Genomic DNA, 19,980 nt, shown 5'->3' with positions numbered 1-19,980 from the left:
GGATGCGGATCACGAACCCGGTGGATGGATGGTTGCAGGTTACAGCCTGCTCGCCATTCCCCGACGCGGCCAGCGAGATGGTTCTTTACCCCAAATGCGACATTGACGGGGTGATCACTGCAGAGCGCCTGGCCACGACGGCCGTGCGGTACAGCGGTTACGACGTGCCCAAGCCGAAATGGCCGCGCCCGGGCATGACGCTTCCCGTCACCGTGGACCTGGCTGCCCCCTCGCGGTTCAGGATTGAATGGGATCTGGTGCCGACCGAACCAGAGGCCGCCGAACGGCTCGCCGCACACTTGCGCCGCGAGCCAACGGGCGCGGAGCAGACCGACACGCCCGGCCGCCATCCCTTTCCCCGCACCTGGCGCGAGGTCGAGCACGCAGCGCCATCGCCGGCGCTGGTCAACGGCCTCACGCCGCAACAGACTGAGATCGCGCTCGCCGGCGGCGCCGCGGCCCTCGGCCTGGTGCCCGCCACGGGGATGGTGTTGGCTGCACACGAGGTGCAACCGAGCAGCGCGCCGGGCGGAACATGGAACATTGCCGTCCGGGTAAACGACCCCAACGGCGGACCAGGCTGGGAAGCGGTCACGCGCATGTCGTTCAGCAGTTCAAGCCGCCGCGAAAGCCGCGCCGCGCCAGGCACCGAGTTGCCCGTCCTGGTTGACCCAGACAACCACAAACGGATCATCGTCGACGTCACGCGTTTGTCGTGAGCAGTGTCGCACGCTCCGATCTTGCTGCCGCGCACAACAACAAGTCCATGCATCGCGCCGACGAGCGCTTGACAGACGAAACGCTCCGCGCGCAAATTCTTACACTAAGTAAGAATGACGACGACAGGGATGGAAATGCCGGAGCAGCCGAGAAGTCGGCGGCAGACGCGCGCTGCCATTTTGACTCACTTGCTGCAGTCGGGCGGCTCGTTCCGGCCGCCGCTGGCAAGAGCCGTGCGCCTGTCGGAAGCGAGCCTGTCGCGCATCCTGTTTGACCTGAAGGCCGAAGGCCTGATCGAGGAAGTGCGGCGCCCTGCCCCTTATGTCGGCGGCCCGACGGGTCTCGTTTCACTTGACGACAGCGTGGCGCTTGGGGCGCTCGAGCTGACCAGCCAATGGCTCAGCGTCGGCGTGGGCAGTCTGTCTGGCGAGCTGCATTACACCGAGCGCGTGCCGCTGCCGAAGAAGCCGACGATCGAATCCGTCGGCCGGGTATTTCGCGAGGCGCTGACATTGCTGCGCGACTGGACGCGCCGCCGCCGGATCGCCCTCGCGCAGGTCGGCATCACCATTCCTGGTCTCGGCCGCCTCAGCGTATCAGGCAATCCGATCATTCCCTGTGACGTCGGACGTATCGGCGACATGTTTGCCGAATTGTTTACGGAGGTGCCAGTCACGTTCACCAACTCGGTGGTGGCACACGCCACCTTTCATCGTTGCCGCACGGAAAACTATCCGTTCAACGACGCGCATCTGTTCGTGTTCGTCGGCCAGGGCGTCGCCGGCGCCTGGGTTGACGATCCAATCGAAGACGACGCGCTCGACCCGGTCGAGCTCGGCCATATGGTGTTCGGAACCGACGGCCCCCGCTGCCGCTGCGGTCATCACGGCTGTGTCGAAGCCTATACGTCGCTGCCGGCACTGGCCGACCTGCTACGCGCCACCGAAACGGAATTGCTTCAGCTTGGCCCTGATTGGGTGACCACGATCCCCCTCACATCGCGCGTGCGCCGGGAATTGCGGCAGCGGCTGTTCAGGCTTGGCCTTGCCATCGGCAACACGCTGAACGTCAAGCCCTGCCGCGGCGTCGTCGTCAGCGGCTGGCCATCACATCTTGCTGAACAGGATCGAAAGGCCGTCATCGACGGGATCGACGCCTGCCTGCTGGGCGGCCGGAAGCTGGCGCAGGTGTCGGTCGCCTTCGTGCCGCCCTCGAACGGGAACGACCCGCAGGCAGCCCTCGCCTTCGCCGCGTTCTGCCTGACCAGAAGCGGCGGCATGCCGGCCGCATCGACGGAGGCCGCCTGAAATAATCTGATGTCGCGCGTCTCGCGCCAAAGAGTTCACACCCGGGAGGAACTTGCCATGCCGATCACAACAACAAGGCGTCGTCTGCTCGCTGGATCTGCTGCCGCACTCGCGCTGCCGGCCTTTGCCCGCGCGCAAGGTGCGGTCAAGCCCCGCCTCACCGCGATCTCGCAATGGTCGGCAGGCAGCGACGGCGCGGCGATCACCGCACTCGGCAAGAAATTCGAGGAGAAAGGCGGCGTTTGGCAGCACTCGCCCGTTCCCGGCTTCACCACCGAGATGATGAACAAGCTGCGCGCGCAGATCATCGCAGGCGATCCGCCGGCCTGCTCGCAACTCAAGGGCCCCGAGATTGCGGCCTGGTCGAAGATTGCTCCGACCGTCGATCTTGACGCCGTGGTCGCGGCTGCCGGCTACGAGAAGGTCGTCGCGCCGGACCTTGCAAAATTGCACAAGCCGGGCGGCAAGTGGATTGCCCTGCCGCTGCAGATCTACAGCACCAACATGTTGTTTCTCTCCAAGCGCGGGATGGACAAGGCCAAGGCCGACAAGATTCCCGTCACCTGGGCTGACTTCAACGCACTTGCCGAGAAGATGAAATCAGCCGGCATGGCTTATCCCCTCGCCAACGGTGGCACCCGTCCCGATGACGGGCAAAAATTCGAGGCCTCCTTCGCCGGCATCAGCCCGACGGCATATCGCGCAGCCATCATGAATCTCGACAAGAAGGCGCTGGAGGGGCCCGAAATCAAGGCAGCCTTCGCACAGACGCGCAAGATCGCCGACTGGTGTGACCCCAATGTCGGCGCGCAGCCTTATGCGGTCAATCTGAAGCGCTTCGTCGACGGCGACATGGGCATGTTGATCAATGGCGGCTGGGCGCAGGGCGTGTTGAAAAACGCCGGTTTCAAGTTTGAGGACTACGTCATCGCTCCGGGCCCCAGCGACAATGGCAAGCCGGTGTTCCTGTTGAATGCCGATGCCTTCATCTTCTGGCAGCGCAAGGAGGCCGATCTGCAGGCCGGCCAAATGTTGATGGCGCAGCTCGTGATGGATCCGGCGATCCAGACCATGTACTCGCAGATCACGGGGTCGATCCCCGTGCGCACCGATGTCGATCTGTCCGGTGAAGGCTGGTCGGACGGCCAGCGGCGGACCGCCGCGGCGCTGAAAGACGCCGTCGCCAGCAACCAGGCCGTCCTGAGTGTTGCGCACAACATGGCGCAGGAAAACGGCCTGACCGCCGCGATGATCGACGTCATCACCGAATATGTGAAGAACAAGACGATCAAGCCGGAAGAGGCGGTCACACGCCTCGCCGACGCCGTCGAGGGCGCACGTTGACCGACGTCGCCTCGACAGCAACAGGGCCGGGCCGGTCGGCGACCTCTGAGACGGTGCGCCGGCTGCCCGAATTTCTGATGATCTGGGTGCCGCTGCTACTGTCGGCAGCGCACCTCATTTCGTTTTCGATCTGGACGATCTGGATTTCGTTCACGCCCTCCACCCTCGTTCCGGTCTCGGGCTGGGTGGGCTTGCGCAACTACACCGCGGTTCTCGCGTCGCGGAACTGGCAGGTCGCCTTCGACAATCTGCTGTTGTTTGGCATCGCTTTCGTGCTGCTCAGCTTGATCACCGGCCTGCTGCTCGCGATCCTGCTCGACCAGCGCATTCGCGGCGAGAACGTGCTGCGGACCATCTTCCTCTATCCCTTGGCGGTGTCGTTCGTCGTCACTGGCACGGTCTGGAGCTGGCTGCTCAATCCCGGCATCGGGATCGAGAAGCTCGTCCATGACCTCGGCTGGACCGCTTTCCACTTCGACTGGCTGGTCAACCGCGACATGGCGATCTGGACGATCGTCATCGCTGCGATCTGGCAGTCCTCGGGCTTCGCCATGGCGCTCTTCCTGGCCGGGCTTCGCTCCGTCGATTCCGACATCATCAAGGCCGCGCAGATCGACGGCGCCGGGCCGATCCGAACTTATTGGCGGGTCGTGTTGCCGACGCTCTGGCCGATCACCATCACCGTCATCGTCGTTCAGCTGCAGTTTGCGATCTCGGCGTTCGACCTCGTCCGTGCGCTCACCAACGGCGGGCCCGGGATCGCGACCCAGTTGCCGGCTTTGGTCGTCTACGACCTCATGTTCCAGCGCAGCCAGCTCGGCCGCGGCGCGGCGGCGGCAGTGTTGATGTTGCTCATCCTTCTCGCGGTGCTGCTACCCTACGCAGCGTGGCGCTATCTCCGGCGACGGCGGGCCACCCATGCGTGACCGAGGTTTTGCTCCGAGCCGCATCCTGATTTATGTCATCGTGACATTGTTCGCGGCGGCTTATCTCGCTCCGCTGGTCGTCGTGGTGCTGAACTCGCTCCGGACCAACGAGGAGATTGCGCAGGGGTCGATGATCGGCTGGCCGCAACAACTGGCCTGGAGCAACTACGCCAAGGCCTGGAGCGGATTCTGCGTTGCCGAGACCTGCGCCGGCATCCGGCCATACATGTTGAACTCCACCCTCATCACGATTCCCGCGACGATCTTCTCCACCCTTCTCGGCGCTGTCGCCGGCTACGCCGTGTCGCTCTGGCGATTCCGCGGCGACAACTGGATCTACGGCATCGTCACCCTCGGCCTCTTCCTCCCCCAGCAGATGCGCCTCTTACCTTGGACCATCGTGCTGCGGGACATCGGCCTCATCAACACGCTGACAGGTCTCGTGCTGATTCACACGATCCAGGGCCTCTCCTTCACTGTGCTGTTCTGCCGAAACTATTACGTCGCCATTCCCCATGAGCTGATCAGGGCCGCGCGCATCGATGGCGCCGGGTTCTTCCGAATCTTCTGGCGCATCATTCTGCCGCTCTCCTCTCCGATCCTGATCGTCACCGTGATCTGGCAGTTCACGCATATCTGGAACGAGTTCCTCTTCGGCGTGACGTTCACGACCGGCCAGCAGCAGCCCGTCACCGCCGCGCTGATCGCACTGTCTGCCGCGGTCGCGGATATCCCGCAGCATGGCGTACAGAGCGCGGCGGTCATCATCGCAGCCCTGCCTACTCTGCTGATCTATCTCTTCGGCGGCAGGTACTTTGTTCGCGGCCTTACCGCGGGCGCAGTGAAATGATGGATTTGTCATGGCAGCACTGAGCATTCGCGCCCTGTCCAAGCGCTACGCCAATCTCGAGGTGCTGAAAGGCATCGACCTCGACATCGAGAGCGGCGAATTCACCGTGCTGGTCGGACCGTCCGGCTGCGGCAAGTCCACGCTGCTCAACATCGTCGCCGGGCTCGATCGCGCCAGCGACGGCACCATCGAGATCGGCGGGCGCGTGGTCAACGACGTCCCGCCCAAGGACCGCGACATCGCCATGGTGTTCCAATCCTACGCGCTCTATCCGTCGATGACGGTGCGCCAGAACATCACCTTCGGCATGGAATGCCGCGGCGTCGCCAAGGCGGAGCAGGAGAAGGCGCTGGCGAACGTCGCCAGGCTGTTGCAGATCGAGCCGCTGCTCGGCCGCAAGCCGTCGCAGCTCTCCGGCGGCCAGCGCCAACGCGTGGCGATGGGGCGCGCGCTGGTGCGCGATCCCCTGCTCTTCCTGTTCGACGAGCCGCTCTCCAATCTCGACGCCAAGCTGCGCGTCGAGATGCGGATGGAAATCAAGCGGCTGCACCAGCGGATCGGCGCCACCATCATCTATGTCACCCACGACCAGATCGAGGCGATGACGATGGCGACCCGCATCGCCGTGATGCATCGGGGCGTGGTGCAGCAGTTCGCCGATCCGGACACGGTGTACCGCTATCCCGCCAATCTGTTCGTCGCCCGCTTCATGGGCTCGCCACCCATGAACACGATGCCGGCGCGGCTCGAGGCGGATAGCAGCGGGCCTGTGGTGGTGATCGGCGCAGGCCGGCCGGACGAGGTCCGCCTCCGCCTGCAGGGCTACGATGCGGCCGTGTCCTATGTCGGCCGCGAGGTGGTGCTCGGGATCAGGCCGGAATGCATCGCCGAGGGCGACCGCGTGTTCTCCGGCGCCGTTGGCGCGCCCGTCATCGTCACCGCGCCGGTCGAACTGGTCGAGCCCACAGGCGCGGAGACCATCGTCCTGCTGCGGCTTGGCGGCGAGCCTGCTCAGGCGCGCATCTCGCCGGATATCCGGCCCACGCCGGGCGCCACCGCTACCTTTGCGCTGGATACCCGGCGCATCTGCCTGTTCGACCCCGAGACGGAGCGACTGATCGCATGACCAAGACGAGCTATGCCGGCCTCGCGGATCGCGTGGTGCTGATCACCGGAGGCGCCAGCGGCATCGGCGCAGCCATTGTGCGAGCCTTTGCCGCTCAGGGCTCCCGCGTCGCCTTCCTCGACATCGATACGCAGGCCGGCGAAGCGCTGGCGCAGGAGGTCGCAAAAACCTCCGGCACCGCACCGTTGTTCGTACCTTGCGACCTCCTCGACGTCGACGCCTTGCGCATCGCACTGGCGAAGGTCCACGCAGCGCTCGGCGATGCCGCGGTGCTCGTCAACAACGCGGCCAATGACCAGCGCCAGGTGCTGGCCGACGTGACGCCGGCGGACTTCGACTGGATGATCGGAGTCAATTTCAAGCACGTCTTCTTCGCCGCGCAAGCCGTGGTGCCGCAGATGCAGGCGCGCGGCGGCGGCTCGATCATCAACATGTCCTCGGTGGCCTGGATGCGCGGCGCACCGGCGCTGCCGGTCTACGCCGCAGCCAAGGCTGCGATCGTCGGCTTCACCAATTCGCTGGGCCGCAAGTTCGGCGCCGACCGCATCCGCGTCAACGCGATCGCGCCGGGGATGGTGATCACCGAGCGGCAGCGCCGGCTGTGGTTTCCGAATGAGCAAGCCATCACCGAGCTACGTACGCGCCAGGCCATTCCCGATGCAGTGACGCCCGACGACATCGCTGACATGGCGCTGTACCTCGCCTCCGACGCGAGCCAGCGCATCACATGCCAGTGTTTCCGGGTCGACGGCGGGCTAGCCTAACGGCACGGGAAGTATCGTAGGATGGGCAGAGCGATAGCGTGCCCACCACCTGTCTGCAGTAGAGAAAAATCGTGGGCACGCTTCGCTTTGCCCCTCGACAGGACCGTCTTTTAACGTCGGCTTTTCCGCATCGTTGCAAGCACGATGTCGGCGGCGAGCACGCTCGGTGATTTGTTGCCGGTCGACATGATGGTGTCGAGCTGCGCAAAGGCTTCGACCTGTTGCCGGCGCATCGGCGTGTCCGCCAGCACTTCGGACAGGGCAGCCGCAAGCTTCTCCGGCGTGCAGTCCTCCTGCAAATATTCAGGGATCACGTCCTTGCCGATCACGAGATTGGCGAGGATCACCGAGGATACCTGGATCGCGCGGCGCAGGATGAAGGCCTCCATCGCGCCGACACGATAGGCCGTTACCATCGGAATACCCGACAGCGCCAGCTCCAGCGTCACGGTGCCGGACTTCGCCAGCGCTGCGCGCGCGATCCGGAACGCGGCGCGCCTCTCGCTTTCGCCGACCACGATTTGCGGCTTGACCGGCCAGCGCGCCACGCCCGCGCGGACGGTGGATTCGAGATGCGACATGGTCGGCAACATCAATTCGAACGCGCGGCCCTCGGCCTGCAGCCGGCCGAGCGCTGCACCGAACAGGTCCAGATGGTGCCGGATCTCGCTGCGACGGCTGCCCGGCAGCACCAGCAGCACCGGCGGCTCGCTGTCGCGGCGCTTTTGCTCGTCTGGGCTCGGCCGCAGCGAGGGCAATTGCTCGATCAAGGGATGGCCGACATAGCTGCAGGGCGGCCCCTTCAGCTTGCGGTACTCCTCCGGCTCGAACGGCAGCAGACCGAGCACGTGATCGACATAGCCGAGCATGGCGCGCGCCCGGCCCGGCCGCCAGGCCCAGACCGAGGGCGAGACGTAGTCGATCACAGGGATTTCCGGATTCTTCGCACGAACGCGGCGGGCGACGCGGTGGGTGAAATCGGGGCTGTCGATGATGACGAGCGCGTCGGGTGCAGCTTCCGTCACGGCATCCGCGGTCTCGCGGATCAGCCGCAGGATCTTGGGCAGTTGCTGCAGCACCGCGGCGAACCCGACGATCGACAGCTCCTCGATCGGAAACAGCGTCTCGAGGCCCTCGCGCGCCATGGTGCGGCCGCCGACACCTTCGAACTGCACACCGTCGCCAAGACGCTGGCGCAGCACCTTCATCAGCGCCGAGCCGAGCCGGTCGCCGGATTCCTCCGTTGCGATCAGGAAGATCTTTCGCTTGGGATCGCGGGTCTGCATCATGATGCGGGCAGACCGACGACGAAGAGATATTTGGCGTCGGCGCGCGCGATCATCGCCTGCGGCTCGGCAGCGATGGTGTTGCCGGCGATGACGGCGACGCCGGCAAGGCCGGCCTTGGCAACGCCTTCGATCGTGCGCGGGCCGATCGTCGGCAGGTCGAAGCGCAGATCCTGCCCGCTCTTTGGCGCCTTCACCAGCACGCCACGCCCCGTGGCGGCGCGGATACGGCCCTCCTCGCGCAATCGCGCGACCCGCGCCAGCAGCGCATCGGTGCCCTCGATGTCCTCGACCGCCACCACATGACCGTCGATCACCACGGCAGCCTGTCCGATATCGAACGGCCCGAGCGCGGTGAGCACCGCGCGCCCGCGCTCGATGTCACCCTTGGCATTGTCGGCCGGCCAAGCGCGGCTGATGCAACCCTCGGGCATCAGCAGGTCGGGCGCGACGTCCTTGATGCCGACCATGCGAAAGCCGTCCTGCTCGAGGATCCGCCCAACGCCGGACAACAGATGATCGTCACCGCCACGGAAAGCACGGATGACATTGCCGAGCAGCCGCAGCGTCTTGATGTCAAACCGGATCTCCGTGAGCGAGGGCCGCACCAGCGTGCCGATGAAGATCAGATCGCGGCAGCCCTCCTCGCGGAACAGCCGCATGGCGCGGCCGAGCTGGCCGACCGAGATCCAGCGGTGGCGGAATTTCTCGACCAGCGCCGGGTCGCAGGCGCCGCGAAGCGGAAACAGCACCGGCGTGATGCCGCGCGCGGCGAGCGACTCGGCGACCGCGAACGGCATGGCGCCGCCACCCGCAACGACGCCGACCGGTGATGAAATCCCAGGAGCCGCCGATGTCATGTCCGCGGCCATTGCAGCGTCACTTCTCGATAGAGGGAAGACAGAGCGGACGCTTGCCCTTGCCGATGAAGCCGAGGATTTCGGCGATCGCCGGGTCTTCGCCCTCAAGGGGCCGCACCGCCTCCAGCCGTTCGGCGAAGGTGCCGGTGCCATGGAAGAGCTTTTGGTAGAACGCCCGCACGGTCGCAAGCCGTTGCTTGGTGAACTTGCGCCGCTTCATGCCGATCAGGTTGAGGCTCTCCAGCACCGCATATTGGCCGTTGGCGAGCCCGTACGGGATGATGTCGTCGCGCACGCCCGACAGACCGCCGACCATCACATAAGAGCCGATGCGGGTGAACTGATGCACTGCGGACAGTCCGCCGATGTAGACGGCGTCGCCGATCTCGCAGTGCCCGCCGAGCGTCGCCGAGGTGGCGAAGATCGCGTTGTTGCCGACCATGCAGTCATGGCCGACGTGGCTGTTGTTCATGAAGTAGCCGTCGTTGCCGACGCGCGTGTGCCCGCCACCCTTGACGGTGCCGACGTTCATCGTCGCGCCTTCGCGGATGATGCAGCCGGAACCGATCGCGAGCGTGGTCGGCTCACCCTTGTAGCTGAGGTCCTGCGGCTCGCCGCCGAGCACCGCGAACGGCGAGATCACGCAATTGTCCCCGACCGATGTATGACCGATGACGGTGACCTGTCCGATCAGCTTGCAATTGGCTCCGATCCGGGTGTTGCGACCGATGATGCAAAACGGCCCGATCTCGGTGCCCTCGCCGATCACGGCGCCGTCTTCCACCCGCGCGGTGGGATCGATCTTACTCATCAAGCGATCTTACTTATCAAGAAGGTCTGACTATGTGTTGAACTTGCTCGGCTTTCCGCTGGTTAGCGCGACTGCGCCCAATCTGTCCAGTGACGTATGATCTCGGCATGTTTCAGATGCCGGCTGAAGCAGCCGCGCCGCTGCATCAATGACCTCATCCAACACTTGAGCTTGGGCGCGCGCGGGAAGCGGCCTCAGTCCGTCAGCATCGCGCCGACGTCGGCTTCGGCGACGACCTGACCGTTGACCTTGGCGTCACCGTGAAACCACCACATCGTCTTGCGGCGGCCGAGCGAGCGCATGTGATACTCGATGGTGTCGCCGGGCAGCACGGGTTTGCGAAACTTGCACTTGTCGATGGTGAGGAAATACACCGCCCGCGGCTTCTCGGTGCCCTCGACCGACTTGATGCCGATCACGCCGGCGGTCTGCGCCATCGCCTCGATCATCATGACGCCCGGATAGACCGGACGTTCGGGGAAATGCCCCTGGAAGGCCGGCTCGTTGAACGTGACGTTCTTGATGCCAATGCCGCTGTAATCGGCCCGGATATTGATCACCCGGTCGATCAGCAGCATCGGAAAACGGTGCGGCAGCGTCTGGAGGATCGCATTGATATCCACCAGCTCGAATTTTACAGGTGATTCCGCCGTCATTCCCGTCCCTCGTCCTTCGGATCGGCCTTGCTGTCGCGTACCAGGCGCTCCACCGCGATAATTTCCTTGAACCATTGTTTGGTCGGCTTGGCAAAAAAACCGCCCCAGCGTCCGTTCGGCGGGATGTCGTCCTTGACGCCGCTCATCGCGGTGACCTGGGCCCCGTCGCCGATCTTGAGGTGATTGTTGATGCCGACCTTTGCTCCCAGCGCCACGTTATCGCCGATGGTCAGGCTGCCCGCGAGCCCGATCTGGGCCGCCAGCAGGCAGTTCCGGCCGATGGTCACATTGTGGCCGATCTGAACCTGATTGTCGATTTTGGTGCCGTCCCCGATCACGGTGTCGCGCAAGGAGCCGCGATCGATGGTGGTACCAGCGCCCACTTCCACATTGTTCTGGATCAGCACGCGGCCGGTCTGCGGCACCTTCAGATGGCCCTCGGGGCCGAAGAAGATGAAGCCGTAGCCGTCCTGGCCGATCGAGCAGCCGGGATGGATCAGCACGTTGTTGCCGATCAGCGCGCACTGGATGGCGGTGCGGGCGCCGACATTGCAGTCCCGGCCGATCTTGACGCCTGGACCAAGGACCACACCAGCGCCGATCACGGTGCCGCCGCCGATCTCGACATCCGGGCCGATGACGGTCAGCGGCTCGACGATGACGTCGTCCTCCAGCCGCGCCGAGGGATCGATGATGGCCGATGGCGCGATGCCGTCATTGCCGAACCAGGACTGTGGGCGCAGCGCATCGCCATGCCATTCCCGGGCGATCCCAACGAAGGCACGGAACGGCTGCGCCGCCCGCAGCACCGCCACATGCGGGGGCACCTGGGCCTCGAAGCGCGGGCTGACCAGGCAGGCGCCGGCCTTGGTCGCCTTGAGCTCATCGGCATATTTGAGGTTGTCGAAAAATGCCAAATGCATCGGGCCGGCTTCGTCGAGCGAAGCAAGGCCCGTGATGACATGACCGCCCCTGGTGGGGTCGACCAATAGCGCCTTGGTCTGCGCGGCGATGTCGGCCAGCGTTGAGGCCGGCGGCTTTTTGAAGAAGGTCGGCTGCGCCATTCCACCCCGCCGCGGTCCGGCTTCGGCATGAAGCGGTCAGGCCGCATCATGCCTTATCTCATGAGTTGAGCACGATCTTTTTGGCGGCCGGCCCCGGGGAACTCCCCAAGGAATTCCCAGGTGGCCGAATCATGCCCTGCTGATCGAATTAGAACGAGGTACCGCCGCCGAACCGGAATTCCTGCACGCGGTCATACTTGCCCTTGGTGAGCGGCACTGCGTAGTCGAAGCGCAGCGGACCGAACGGCGAGGCCCAGATCAAACCGACACCGACCGACGAACGGACCACATTGCCGTTGTCATACACCAGGCCGGTACAAGTTCCAGCCGTGGCCGGGCTGATGGTCGATGGCGTACAGTTCGAGTTCTTGGTCGTGGTCATTTCGTTGGTCAGCGACCACGTCGTCGGGCCCTGATAGTCGAAGAGACCGCCGGCGTCGGCGTAGACAGCGCCCTTCAGACCCACTTCCTTCGGCAGGAACCAGAACGGCATCTGCAATTCGAGCGAGGCGCCCCAGTACTTGGTGCCGCCAAGCGCGTCCTGCGTACCGAAGGGATTCAGATCGCGCGGGCCGATGCCGTTCGGCGCAAAGCCGCGGACGAGGTTCGGGCCCATCTGGAAATGATCCAGCATGCGCAGATCGTCCTTGCCGACCTTGTTCAGGATACCGCCCTGGAGATGGACGAGGCCCACGAGGTCCGACACCAGCGACTGGTAGTACTTCGCATCGGCAGCAGTCTTCAGATAGGAGACGTCGCCGCCAACGCCGGCGAAGTCCTGCCTGAAGTCGATGAGCAGGCCGTCGGTCGGGTTCTTGTTGTTGTCGAGCGTGTTGTAGGTCAGCGTGTAGCCGAGCGCCGAGGTCAGCGTCTTGCCGTTCGCGAGCTCCCTGCGCACCGGTAGCGAGGCTTCGCCGTCGAAGTAGCAGCCGAGGCCGTTGGTCGAGGTCAGATCGATGCCGTTGGCGGCGGCAAAAGCCGGGCTCGGATTGAACGTCGATGAACCGATGACGTTGTTACAGTTCGCCAGGTTGGACGGCAGCGTGATTTCCTGCCGGTAGATCGAGTAACGCAGCTGGAGCGAAAGATCTTCGCGCAAGGAGAAGCCGAGGCGCGGCGAGAATCCGAGCGTCTTGGTGCCGTAGGAGATGTAGCTGTTGGACAGCTGCTGGCGCTGATAGAGGTCGAGGCCCAGCGCAACGCGGTAATCGAGCAGATACGGCTCGACGAACGACAGCGAATAGCCGCGGGCGTACTGGCCATAGGTGACCGACGCCTTGGCGAACAGGCCGCGGCCGAGCAGGTTTCGCTCGGAAACCGAGACTTCGGCCAGCGCACCGTCGGTCGTGGAGTAACCGCCGGAGATGGAGAAGTCGCCGGTCGATTTCTCTTCGAGATCGACGAGCAGAACCACGCGGTCGCTGGAGGAGCCCGGCTCCGTCGTGATCTTCACGTTCTTGAAGTAGTCGAGGTTCTTCAGGCGGCGCTCGGCGCGATCGACCAGCGCACGGTTATAGGCATCGCCCTCGGAGATGTCGAACTCGCGACGGATCACATAGTCACGGGTACGGGTGTTGCCGCGGATGTTGATGCGCTCGATATAAGTGCGCGGACCTTCGTCGATGTTGAACACGACGGAGACGGTGTGCGCATCGAAATTGCGATCGCCGCCCGGACGCACCACCGCGAAGGCGTAGCCGCGCCGCGAGGCCTCGATCTGCATATCCTCGACCGACTTCTCGACCGACTCGACGTTGTAGAGCGATCCGACATTGACGCGCGAAAACGAGCGCAGCGAGCTAGGGTCGAAGTTCGGGATGCTGGTGCGGAAATCGACGGTGCCGACGCGGTACTGCTGGCCTTCCTCGATCTTGAAGGTGACGTTGAAGCCCTTCTTCTCCGGATCGTATTCGGTGAGCGCGGCCACGACCTGGACGTCAGCGAAGCCGTTCTTCAGGTAGAAGCGCCGAATCAGGTCGCGGTCGGCCTCGACGCGGTCGGGGTCGTAAACGTCGCCGCTGCCGAGGAAGCTCAGCAGATTCGTTTCGCGCGTCTTGATGACATCGCGCAGGCGATAGGACGAGAACGCATTGTTGCCGATGAAGTCGATCGACTTGACGCCCGTCTTGGCGCCTTCGTTGACCGTGAAGATCAGATCGACCCGGTTGTTCGGCTGCTCAATGATTTCAGGCACGACGCTCACGTCATAGCGCCCGGAGCGGCGATAGATTTCGGCGATTCGCAGCGTATCCGATTGCACCATGGCGCGGGAGAAGGTGCCGCGGGCCTTGGACTGGACTTCGGCGGTGAGCTGCTCGTCCTTGATCTTCTTGTTGCCCTCGAACGCGATGCGTCCGATCACCGGGTTTTCCACCACGGAAACGACGAGCTGGCCGCCGGCGCCGCGGTTGATCTTCACGTCCTGGAACAGGCCGGTCTCGATCAACGCCTTGAGGCCGTCATCGATGGCGCCCTGATCGAGGCGCCCACCCGGGCCGGGCTTGAAATAGGAGCGGATCGTCTCCACCTCGACGCGGCGATTCCCTTCGACGGAAATCGACTGCACGGTCTGAGCGAGCGCAGACGAAGACACAAAAACAGCCCCAACCGGGGCAACCACCGGCGCGCCGAACATGATCAGGGTTGCGAGCAAGCCCCCCCGGAGTCGCAGTCCAAACTTCATGCGCAACGCGCCCTTATCAACGTACCAGACCAACCCCAAAGCCGGTCTGGGAGATTCCCCAAGTTCAAGCCGCTTGTAGCCAATTTCCCCGACGCCGCAAACGGCCGAGCGCGCCGCAATTTCAATTTCAGTCCAAGACGTTGCCCAAGAGCAACGTCACAAAAAAGCCCCTATCAAGACGCCGCCATCCGAAGGATGTCGTTGTAGGTTGCAAACACCATCAGCATCAGCACCAGACCGAGCCCGATTCGGAACCCCATTTCCTGGGTCCGCTCCGAGAGCGGACGGCCACGGACCACTTCGGCCGTATAGAACAGAAGGTGACCGCCATCGAGCAGCGGGATCGGAAACAGGTTCAGGAGGCCAATCGAGACCGACAGCACGGCACACAGGTTGATCACGAACTGGAACCCGGCGCTGGCCGCCTGCCCCGACATCTTGGCGATGCCTAGGACGCCACTGACCTCGTTCGGATTGCCCTGCCCGATGAACAGCGAGCCCAGGAACTTGAAGGTGCTGGTGATGATGAACCAGACCTGCTCGCCCCCGATCTTGAGCGCCTCGCCGACCCCGACCGGCGCGGTCGAGGCCTCACCGGCCTGCGACTTGTGCTCGACGCCGAGCACGCCGACCCGATGGCTGTTGCCGAACGGATCCTTGCGCTCGAGCAGCGCTGGCGTCGCCGTCAGCGACACCACAGCACCATCCCGCTTCACCTGGAATACCAGCGCCGAACCGGCACTCGTCGCGACGATCCGCTGCATATCGGCAAAGCTCTCGATCGGCTTGCCGTCGATCTCGACCACGACGTCGCCGATCTTGAAGCCGGCGGTGGCCGCGGCGCCGTCGGCGACGACGCCGTCCACGCGCGCGATCGTGCTGGGTTTGCCGTAATACAGGGCCATGCCCGCGAAAATCAGCGCGCCGAGGATGAAATTGGCGATCGGGCCAGCCGCGACGATGGCGGCACGGGGACCGACCTTCTTGTGATGGAAGCTGCCGGCGCGCTCCTCGGCCGTCATGGCCGCGAGCGCCTCAGCCGAGGGCGTCGAAGCCTCGCTCTCGTCGCCGAAGAACTTGACGTAGCCGCCGAGCGGGATCGCCGAGATCTTCCAGCGGGTGCCATGACGATCGTTGAAACCAACGAGCTCAGGCCCGAAGCCGAGCGAAAAGGTCAACACGCGCACGCCGGCCCAGCGCGCGACCAGGAAATGGCCGAGCTCGTGGAAGAACACGACGATGGTCAGGACGAACAGGAAAGGAACCGCGTAACCGAGGAGCCCATGGCTCAACGTATTGAAACTATGGGTAAAAAAGTCGATCATCGAATTCCCTCATCCAGCGCCGCAAGGCCCTGGCCCCGAACCATCTAGGATGCCTTTAAGGCAATTTGAGGCAATAGGGCGGCAGCTTTATTTCGCGAAACATGGTCAACGGATATTGCATCATCCGCTGAGGTCATGGGGCCGTGGTTCCCACCGCGGATCCAGTCCTCAAGCGTTGCCTCCACCAGCCGGGCGATCGCGCCGAACCGGATCTTGCCGGCAATGAATGCCGCGACCGCGACCTCGTTGGCGGCGTTGAAGACGGTCGTTGCCCCCTTCCCGTGCCGGAGCGAATCGAAGGCCAGGCGAAGCCCGGGGAACCGCTCGAAATCCGGTGCCTCGAAGGTCAGCTGGCCGATCTTGGCCAGATCGAGCTTGGCCGCTGGTCCCTTGATCCGGTCGGGCCAGCCGAGGCAATGGGCAATCGGCGTGCGCATGTCCGGCGAGCCGAGCTGGGCCATCACCGAACGGTCGGAGAATTCGACCATGCCGTGGATGATCGATTGCGGATGCACCAGGACGTCGATCTCATCCGGCTTCAACGCGAACAAATAAGACGCCTCGATCACCTCGAGCCCCTTGTTCATCATCGAGGCGGAATCGATCGTGATCTTCTGGCCCATGCTCCAGTTCGGATGCTTCAGGGCCTGCTCGAGGGTCGCCTGCTCGATATCGGCCGGCTTCCAGGTGCGGAACGGACCGCCCGAGGCGGTGATGATCACGCGAACCAGCTCGTCGCGATTGCCCGAGGCCAGCGCCTGAAACAACGCGTTGTGCTCGGAATCGGCCGGCAAGATGCAGGCGCCCGCTTTCGCCGCGCGCTGCATGAAGAAATCGCCGGCGCAAACCAGGCATTCCTTGTTGGCGAGCGCGACATGCGCCCCGCGATCGACCGCAGCCAAAGCCGGCTTCAATCCGGCCGCGCCGCTCACCGCGGCCATCACCCAATCGGCCGGACGCGCGCCCGCCTCGATCACCGCGCTTTCGCCGGCGCCGCATTCGGTGCTCGTGCCCGCAAGTGCGGCCTTGAGCTCGGCGAGCTTGCTGCTGTCTGCGATCGCGACAAAGCGCGCGGAGAATTCCTTCGCGAGCTTGGCCAGCGCTTCGACATTGCTGTTCGCCGTCAAGGCTTCGACGCGATAGCGCTCGGGCGACGCGCGCAGCAGATCCATCGTGCTGTCGCCGATCGAGCCGGTGGCACCGAGGACGGTGACGCTGCGGATGTCGGCCACAGCGGGCTTGTTGTTACGCAAAGGGACTGCGCTCATATCCTCACCAAACCATAAGACCGCTTCCGGCGCTATGCACACCATGGCGGAGGAAGCCGATAATCCATGCCACCAGGATGGCGGCGACAAAGCCGTCCAGGCGGTCCAGAAGCCCGCCATGGCCGGGAATTAAGTGACTGGAATCCTTGACGCCGAAGCGCCTTTTCACCGCGGATTCGAACAGATCGCCGGCCTGCGATACCACCGACAGGATGGCGCTGACGAGGAGCAGAGGAACTGCTTTTCCGATGCCGAACGCCGCAAACCCGCTCGCAACCGCAAGGCTCGCCGCAAAACCACCGAACGCGCCGGCCCAAGTCTTCTTGGGACTGACGCGCGGCCACAGCTTCGGTCCACCGATGCTGCGGCCGGCGAAATAGCCGCCAATATCGGTCGCCCACACCACCAGCAGCACGAACATCAGCGCGGAGAAGCCGTTGACGAGATCCTTCCGCACCAGGATCGAGGCCAGCAGCGCCGCCGCTGCATAGGCAAAGCCGGTCGCAGCCCAGACGAACTTGCCGCGCGCGATCAGCGTCACGAGCGCACCGCCGACAAAGCCAGTGACGACAGCGGTCTTCAGCGCACCGGCAGCTACGCACAAGCCCATCGTGGCAATGACGACCGTCCCTGCCCCGGTCAGCGCGGCGGATCCTGCGCCCACCACCATCAGCCATTCCGCGAACAGCCCGATCGACACCAGGGTGACGCAAAGCGCCCACAGCCAGCCGCCGGCGTAAACGACGGCAATGGCGAGCGGCGCGAGCACCAGCGCGGCGAGGACTCGCATCACGAGATTGTTCGGGGCAGGCTTCGCGCCCGCTGCTTCGGCGTCGGGTTCGCTCACGAGGCGGTTTTCGCGACCAGGCCGCCGAAACGGCGCTCACGCCTGGCGAATTCGGCGACCGCCCCCTCCAGCGCCGCCTTGTCGAAATCGGGCCAGTGGATCGGCACGAACACCAGTTCGCTATAGGCGGCCTGCCACATCAGGAAATTGGACAGGCGCTGCTCGCCACTGGTGCGGATGATGAGATCGGGGTCGGGAATGTCGGGCGCATCGAGATGGGCGCCGAGCGTATCGGCATCGATCGAAGCGGGATCGCGCTTGCCGTCCGCAACTTCGCGCGCGAGCTTTTGCGCTGCTTTCGCGATTTCCTGCCGCGAGCCGTAATTGAAGGCGACGACGAGCGTGAGGCGGGTGTTGTCGCGCGTCAGTTCCTCGGCCTCGTTCAGCAGCGCGCAGATGTCGCCCTCGAGGCCGTCGCGCTCGCCGATGATGCGCACCTTGACGCCGTCGCGATGCAGGCTTGCGAGATCGTTGCGGATGAAACGCCGGAGCAGACCGAAGAGATCGCCGATCTCGCTCGCGGGCCGCGACCAGTTCTCGGACGAGAACGAGAAGATGGTGAGATAGCGGATACCGAGCTCGTGCGAGGCACGCACCACGCGGCGCAAGGCCTCCACGCCGCGGCGATGCCCCTCCGCCCGCGGCAGACCGCGCGCGGCCGCCCAACGCCCGTTGCCATCCATGATGATGGCGACATGCGCAGGCGCGTCGGACCGGTCGGGTCCTTCGGTAGCGGGCGCGGTGGCGTTGGACATGGAAAAGAGACCTTAGACGGTGAGGATTTCTTTTTCCTTGGTGGCAAGCAGCTGATCGATCTCGGCGATGGTGCCGTCGGTCACCTTCTGCACCTCGTCGGCGTGACGCTTCTGATCGTCTTCCGACATCTCGTGATTCTTCTCGAGCTTCTTCAGAACATCGAGACCGTCGCGCCGGACATGGCGCGCGGCGACCTTGGCGGCTTCGGCGTATTTGTGCGCGACCTTGACGAGCTCCTTGCGGCGCTCCTCGTTGAGCTCGGGAATGCGCAGGCGCAGCACCTGGCCCTCGGTCGCCGGCGACAGGCCGAGATTGGAATCGACGATCGCCTTTTCGACCGGCTTCACCATCGACTTGTCCCAGACCTGCACCGAAATCAGACGCGGCTCCGGCACGCTGACGGTGGCGAGCTGGTTGAGCGGCATGTGGCTGCCATAGGCTTCGACCTGGACCGGATCCAGCATCGACGCAGCCGCGCGCCCCGTCCGCAAGCCGCCGAGCTCATGCTTGAGCGAGGCGACCGCGCCCTGCATGCGGCGCTTCACTTCGTTGAGGTCGAAATTACCCGTGGCCATCACGTTTCTCCTTCAATATCCCGGCGCCCTCGTCGCGCCCTTCGCCGAAGGCGCGCGCCAGATGAGCCGTCAGCCGGCGACGATCGTCCCGTGGCCGACGCCGCGCAGAATCGCGCCGATCGAACCGGGCTCCGCGATCGAAAATACGATGATAGGCAGCGATGTCTCGCGGGCAAGTGCGAAGGCGGTCGCATCCATCACCTTGTAGCCGCCCTCAATCGCCTGCGAATGCGTCAGCCGCTCGAACCGGGTGGCGGACGGGTCCTTCTTCGGATCGGCCGAGTAGACGCCGTCGACATTGGTCGCCTTCAGCACCGCCTGGGCGCCGATCTCGGCAGCGCGCAGCACCGCCGTCGTGTCCGTAGTGAAGAACGGATTGCCGGTTCCGCCGCCGAGTAGCACGATCCGGCCCTCGGCGAGGTATTTGTGCGCCGCAGCGCGAGTGAACAGCTCAGAAACCTCCGGCATGACGAACGCCGAAAGAGCCCTCGCCGGCGCGCCCTTGCGCTCGATCGTGGCTTCGAGCGCGAGGCAGTTCATCATGGTGGCAAGCATGCCCATGGTGTCGCCGGTCGGGCGCGACACACCGCGCGAGGACACCTCGACGCCGCGGAAAATGTTGCCGCCGCCGATCACGACAGCAACCTCGGTCCCGAGCTGACGGGCGGCGATCAGGTCGTCCGCAACCCGGTCCATGGTCGGCTGGTCAATGCCAAAACCCTGCTGTCCCGCGAGATATTCGCCGGACAGCTTGATCACGACGCGACGATAGACCGGATCTGTCATGCGCACTTTCCTTGTCCGGGCGCCGC

The 19,980-nt window shown here is 64.5% G+C and carries 19 protein-coding genes; 7 read left to right on the top strand and 12 right to left on the bottom strand.

Annotated elements, in window-relative coordinates; genetic code table 11:
- Window positions 1–2: 2 nt before the first annotated feature.
- The 7 genes from ACWAT4_RS19000 to ACWAT4_RS18970 all read left to right on the top strand — a co-directional run bounded on the left by ACWAT4_RS19000 (window position 3) and on the right by ACWAT4_RS18970 (window position 7,037).
- Window positions 3–719: a hypothetical protein gene (locus ACWAT4_RS19000; RefSeq protein WP_449731109.1), complete on the top strand. Its 717-nt coding sequence runs from the start codon at window positions 3–5 to the stop codon at window positions 717–719.
- A 129-nt stretch (window positions 720–848) separates the two neighbouring features.
- Window positions 849–2,027 (top strand): ROK family transcriptional regulator, encoded by a 1,179-nt coding sequence (locus tag ACWAT4_RS18995; RefSeq protein WP_449731230.1) that lies wholly within the window; start codon window positions 849–851, stop codon window positions 2,025–2,027.
- A gap of 57 nt (window positions 2,028–2,084) precedes the next feature.
- Window positions 2,085–3,371, top strand: coding sequence for an ABC transporter substrate-binding protein (locus tag ACWAT4_RS18990; RefSeq protein WP_212300865.1), 1,287 nt, complete (start codon window positions 2,085–2,087; stop codon window positions 3,369–3,371).
- Window positions 3,368–4,297 carry a carbohydrate ABC transporter permease gene (locus tag ACWAT4_RS18985; protein WP_212300866.1) on the top strand — a complete coding sequence of 310 codons (930 nt, stop codon included), beginning with the start codon at window positions 3,368–3,370 and terminating at the stop codon, window positions 4,295–4,297. Before ACWAT4_RS18990 ends, ACWAT4_RS18985 begins: the two co-directional genes overlap by 4 nt.
- Window positions 4,290–5,147, top strand: coding sequence for a carbohydrate ABC transporter permease (locus ACWAT4_RS18980; protein WP_449731108.1), 858 nt, complete (start codon window positions 4,290–4,292; stop codon window positions 5,145–5,147). The genes ACWAT4_RS18985 and ACWAT4_RS18980 overlap by 8 nt, the downstream gene beginning before the upstream one ends.
- Window positions 5,148–5,157: 10 nt before the next feature.
- Window positions 5,158–6,273, top strand: a complete 1,116-nt coding sequence (locus ACWAT4_RS18975) for an ABC transporter ATP-binding protein (protein WP_449731107.1) — start codon at window positions 5,158–5,160, stop codon at window positions 6,271–6,273.
- A complete protein-coding gene (locus tag ACWAT4_RS18970; RefSeq protein WP_212424564.1) occupies window positions 6,270–7,037 on the top strand; it encodes an SDR family NAD(P)-dependent oxidoreductase in 768 nt (255 codons plus the stop codon). Before ACWAT4_RS18975 ends, ACWAT4_RS18970 begins: the two co-directional genes overlap by 4 nt.
- Window positions 7,038–7,147: 110 nt before the next feature.
- Here ACWAT4_RS18970 and lpxB read toward each other — a convergent pair whose 3' ends face one another.
- The 12 genes from lpxB to pyrH form a co-directional block, all read right to left on the bottom strand.
- Window positions 7,148–8,326: a lipid-A-disaccharide synthase gene (gene lpxB / locus ACWAT4_RS18965; RefSeq protein ID WP_449731106.1), complete on the bottom strand. Its 1,179-nt coding sequence runs from the start codon at window positions 8,324–8,326 to the stop codon at window positions 7,148–7,150.
- On the bottom strand, window positions 8,323–9,183 hold the full coding sequence (locus ACWAT4_RS18960; protein WP_212301114.1) for an LpxI family protein: 861 nt from the start codon (window positions 9,181–9,183) through the stop codon (window positions 8,323–8,325). Before ACWAT4_RS18960 ends, lpxB begins: the two co-directional genes overlap by 4 nt.
- 19 nt (window positions 9,184–9,202) lie before the next feature.
- Entirely contained in the window at window positions 9,203–9,994 is a 792-nt protein-coding gene (lpxA, locus tag ACWAT4_RS18955; RefSeq protein WP_449731105.1) for an acyl-ACP--UDP-N-acetylglucosamine O-acyltransferase, read from the bottom strand.
- Window positions 9,995–10,188: 194 nt separating this feature from the next.
- Window positions 10,189–10,650, bottom strand: coding sequence for a 3-hydroxyacyl-ACP dehydratase FabZ (gene fabZ, locus ACWAT4_RS18950; protein WP_036010015.1), 462 nt, complete (start codon window positions 10,648–10,650; stop codon window positions 10,189–10,191).
- On the bottom strand, window positions 10,647–11,714 hold the full coding sequence (gene lpxD / locus ACWAT4_RS18945) for a UDP-3-O-(3-hydroxymyristoyl)glucosamine N-acyltransferase (protein WP_449731104.1): 1,068 nt from the start codon (window positions 11,712–11,714) through the stop codon (window positions 10,647–10,649). Before lpxD ends, fabZ begins: the two co-directional genes overlap by 4 nt.
- 148 nt (window positions 11,715–11,862) lie before the next feature.
- The gene (gene bamA / locus ACWAT4_RS18940) at window positions 11,863–14,397 is read right to left on the bottom strand and encodes an outer membrane protein assembly factor BamA (protein ID WP_212300873.1); all 2,535 of its coding nucleotides are present in this window, start codon (window positions 14,395–14,397) and stop codon (window positions 11,863–11,865) included.
- Between the two features lie 173 nt (window positions 14,398–14,570).
- The gene (rseP, locus tag ACWAT4_RS18935; protein ID WP_212300874.1) at window positions 14,571–15,722 is read right to left on the bottom strand and encodes an RIP metalloprotease RseP; all 1,152 of its coding nucleotides are present in this window, start codon (window positions 15,720–15,722) and stop codon (window positions 14,571–14,573) included.
- 44 nt (window positions 15,723–15,766) lie between these two features.
- Window positions 15,767–16,990 (bottom strand): 1-deoxy-D-xylulose-5-phosphate reductoisomerase, encoded by a 1,224-nt coding sequence (gene dxr, locus ACWAT4_RS18930; protein ID WP_212300875.1) that lies wholly within the window; start codon window positions 16,988–16,990, stop codon window positions 15,767–15,769.
- A 4-nt stretch (window positions 16,991–16,994) separates the two neighbouring features.
- Complete coding sequence (locus ACWAT4_RS18925; protein ID WP_349629478.1) at window positions 16,995–17,837, bottom strand: phosphatidate cytidylyltransferase; 843 nt, start codon at window positions 17,835–17,837, stop codon at window positions 16,995–16,997.
- Window positions 17,834–18,592, bottom strand: coding sequence for an isoprenyl transferase (locus tag ACWAT4_RS18920; RefSeq protein ID WP_212300876.1), 759 nt, complete (start codon window positions 18,590–18,592; stop codon window positions 17,834–17,836). The genes ACWAT4_RS18925 and ACWAT4_RS18920 overlap by 4 nt, the downstream gene beginning before the upstream one ends.
- A 12-nt stretch (window positions 18,593–18,604) precedes the next feature.
- Window positions 18,605–19,168, bottom strand: coding sequence for a ribosome recycling factor (gene frr, locus ACWAT4_RS18915; RefSeq protein ID WP_212300877.1), 564 nt, complete (start codon window positions 19,166–19,168; stop codon window positions 18,605–18,607).
- Window positions 19,169–19,237: 69 nt separating this feature from the next.
- Window positions 19,238–19,954 (bottom strand): UMP kinase, encoded by a 717-nt coding sequence (pyrH, locus tag ACWAT4_RS18910; protein ID WP_212300878.1) that lies wholly within the window; start codon window positions 19,952–19,954, stop codon window positions 19,238–19,240.
- Between the last annotated feature and the right edge of the window lie 26 nt (window positions 19,955–19,980).

The organism is Bradyrhizobium sp. T-1 (assembly GCF_053592855.1).
Note: the sequence above shows the minus strand (reverse complement) of the source record. Positions and strands in the feature narration are given on the sequence as shown.

Bases quoted from the DNA above. Each gene is read 5' to 3' on its own strand.
- ACWAT4_RS18975 (WP_449731107.1), top strand. From the start codon at position 5,158: ATGGCAGCACTGAGCATTCGCGCCCTGTCCAAGCGCTACGCCAATCTC.
- lpxB (WP_449731106.1), bottom strand. From the start codon at position 8,326: ATGATGCAGACCCGCGATCCCAAGCGAAAGATCTTCCTGATCGCAACG.
- lpxD (WP_449731104.1), bottom strand. From the start codon at position 11,714: ATGGCGCAGCCGACCTTCTTCAAAAAGCCGCCGGCCTCAACGCTGGCC.
- ACWAT4_RS18990 (WP_212300865.1), top strand. From the start codon at position 2,085: ATGCCGATCACAACAACAAGGCGTCGTCTGCTCGCTGGATCTGCTGCC.
- ACWAT4_RS18960 (WP_212301114.1), bottom strand. From the start codon at position 9,183: ATGACATCGGCGGCTCCTGGGATTTCATCACCGGTCGGCGTCGTTGCG.
- dxr (WP_212300875.1), bottom strand. From the start codon at position 16,990: ATGAGCGCAGTCCCTTTGCGTAACAACAAGCCCGCTGTGGCCGACATC.
- ACWAT4_RS18980 (WP_449731108.1), top strand. From the start codon at position 4,290: ATGCGTGACCGAGGTTTTGCTCCGAGCCGCATCCTGATTTATGTCATC.
- rseP (WP_212300874.1), bottom strand. From the start codon at position 15,722: ATGATCGACTTTTTTACCCATAGTTTCAATACGTTGAGCCATGGGCTC.
- ACWAT4_RS18970 (WP_212424564.1), top strand. From the start codon at position 6,270: ATGACCAAGACGAGCTATGCCGGCCTCGCGGATCGCGTGGTGCTGATC.
- ACWAT4_RS18920 (WP_212300876.1), bottom strand. From the start codon at position 18,592: ATGTCCAACGCCACCGCGCCCGCTACCGAAGGACCCGACCGGTCCGAC.
- pyrH (WP_212300878.1), bottom strand. From the start codon at position 19,954: ATGACAGATCCGGTCTATCGTCGCGTCGTGATCAAGCTGTCCGGCGAA.
- ACWAT4_RS18995 (WP_449731230.1), top strand. From the start codon at position 849: ATGGAAATGCCGGAGCAGCCGAGAAGTCGGCGGCAGACGCGCGCTGCC.
- lpxA (WP_449731105.1), bottom strand. From the start codon at position 9,994: ATGAGTAAGATCGATCCCACCGCGCGGGTGGAAGACGGCGCCGTGATC.
- fabZ (WP_036010015.1), bottom strand. From the start codon at position 10,650: ATGACGGCGGAATCACCTGTAAAATTCGAGCTGGTGGATATCAATGCG.
- ACWAT4_RS19000 (WP_449731109.1), top strand. From the start codon at position 3: ATGCGGATCACGAACCCGGTGGATGGATGGTTGCAGGTTACAGCCTGC.
- bamA (WP_212300873.1), bottom strand. From the start codon at position 14,397: ATGAAGTTTGGACTGCGACTCCGGGGGGGCTTGCTCGCAACCCTGATC.
- frr (WP_212300877.1), bottom strand. From the start codon at position 19,168: ATGGCCACGGGTAATTTCGACCTCAACGAAGTGAAGCGCCGCATGCAG.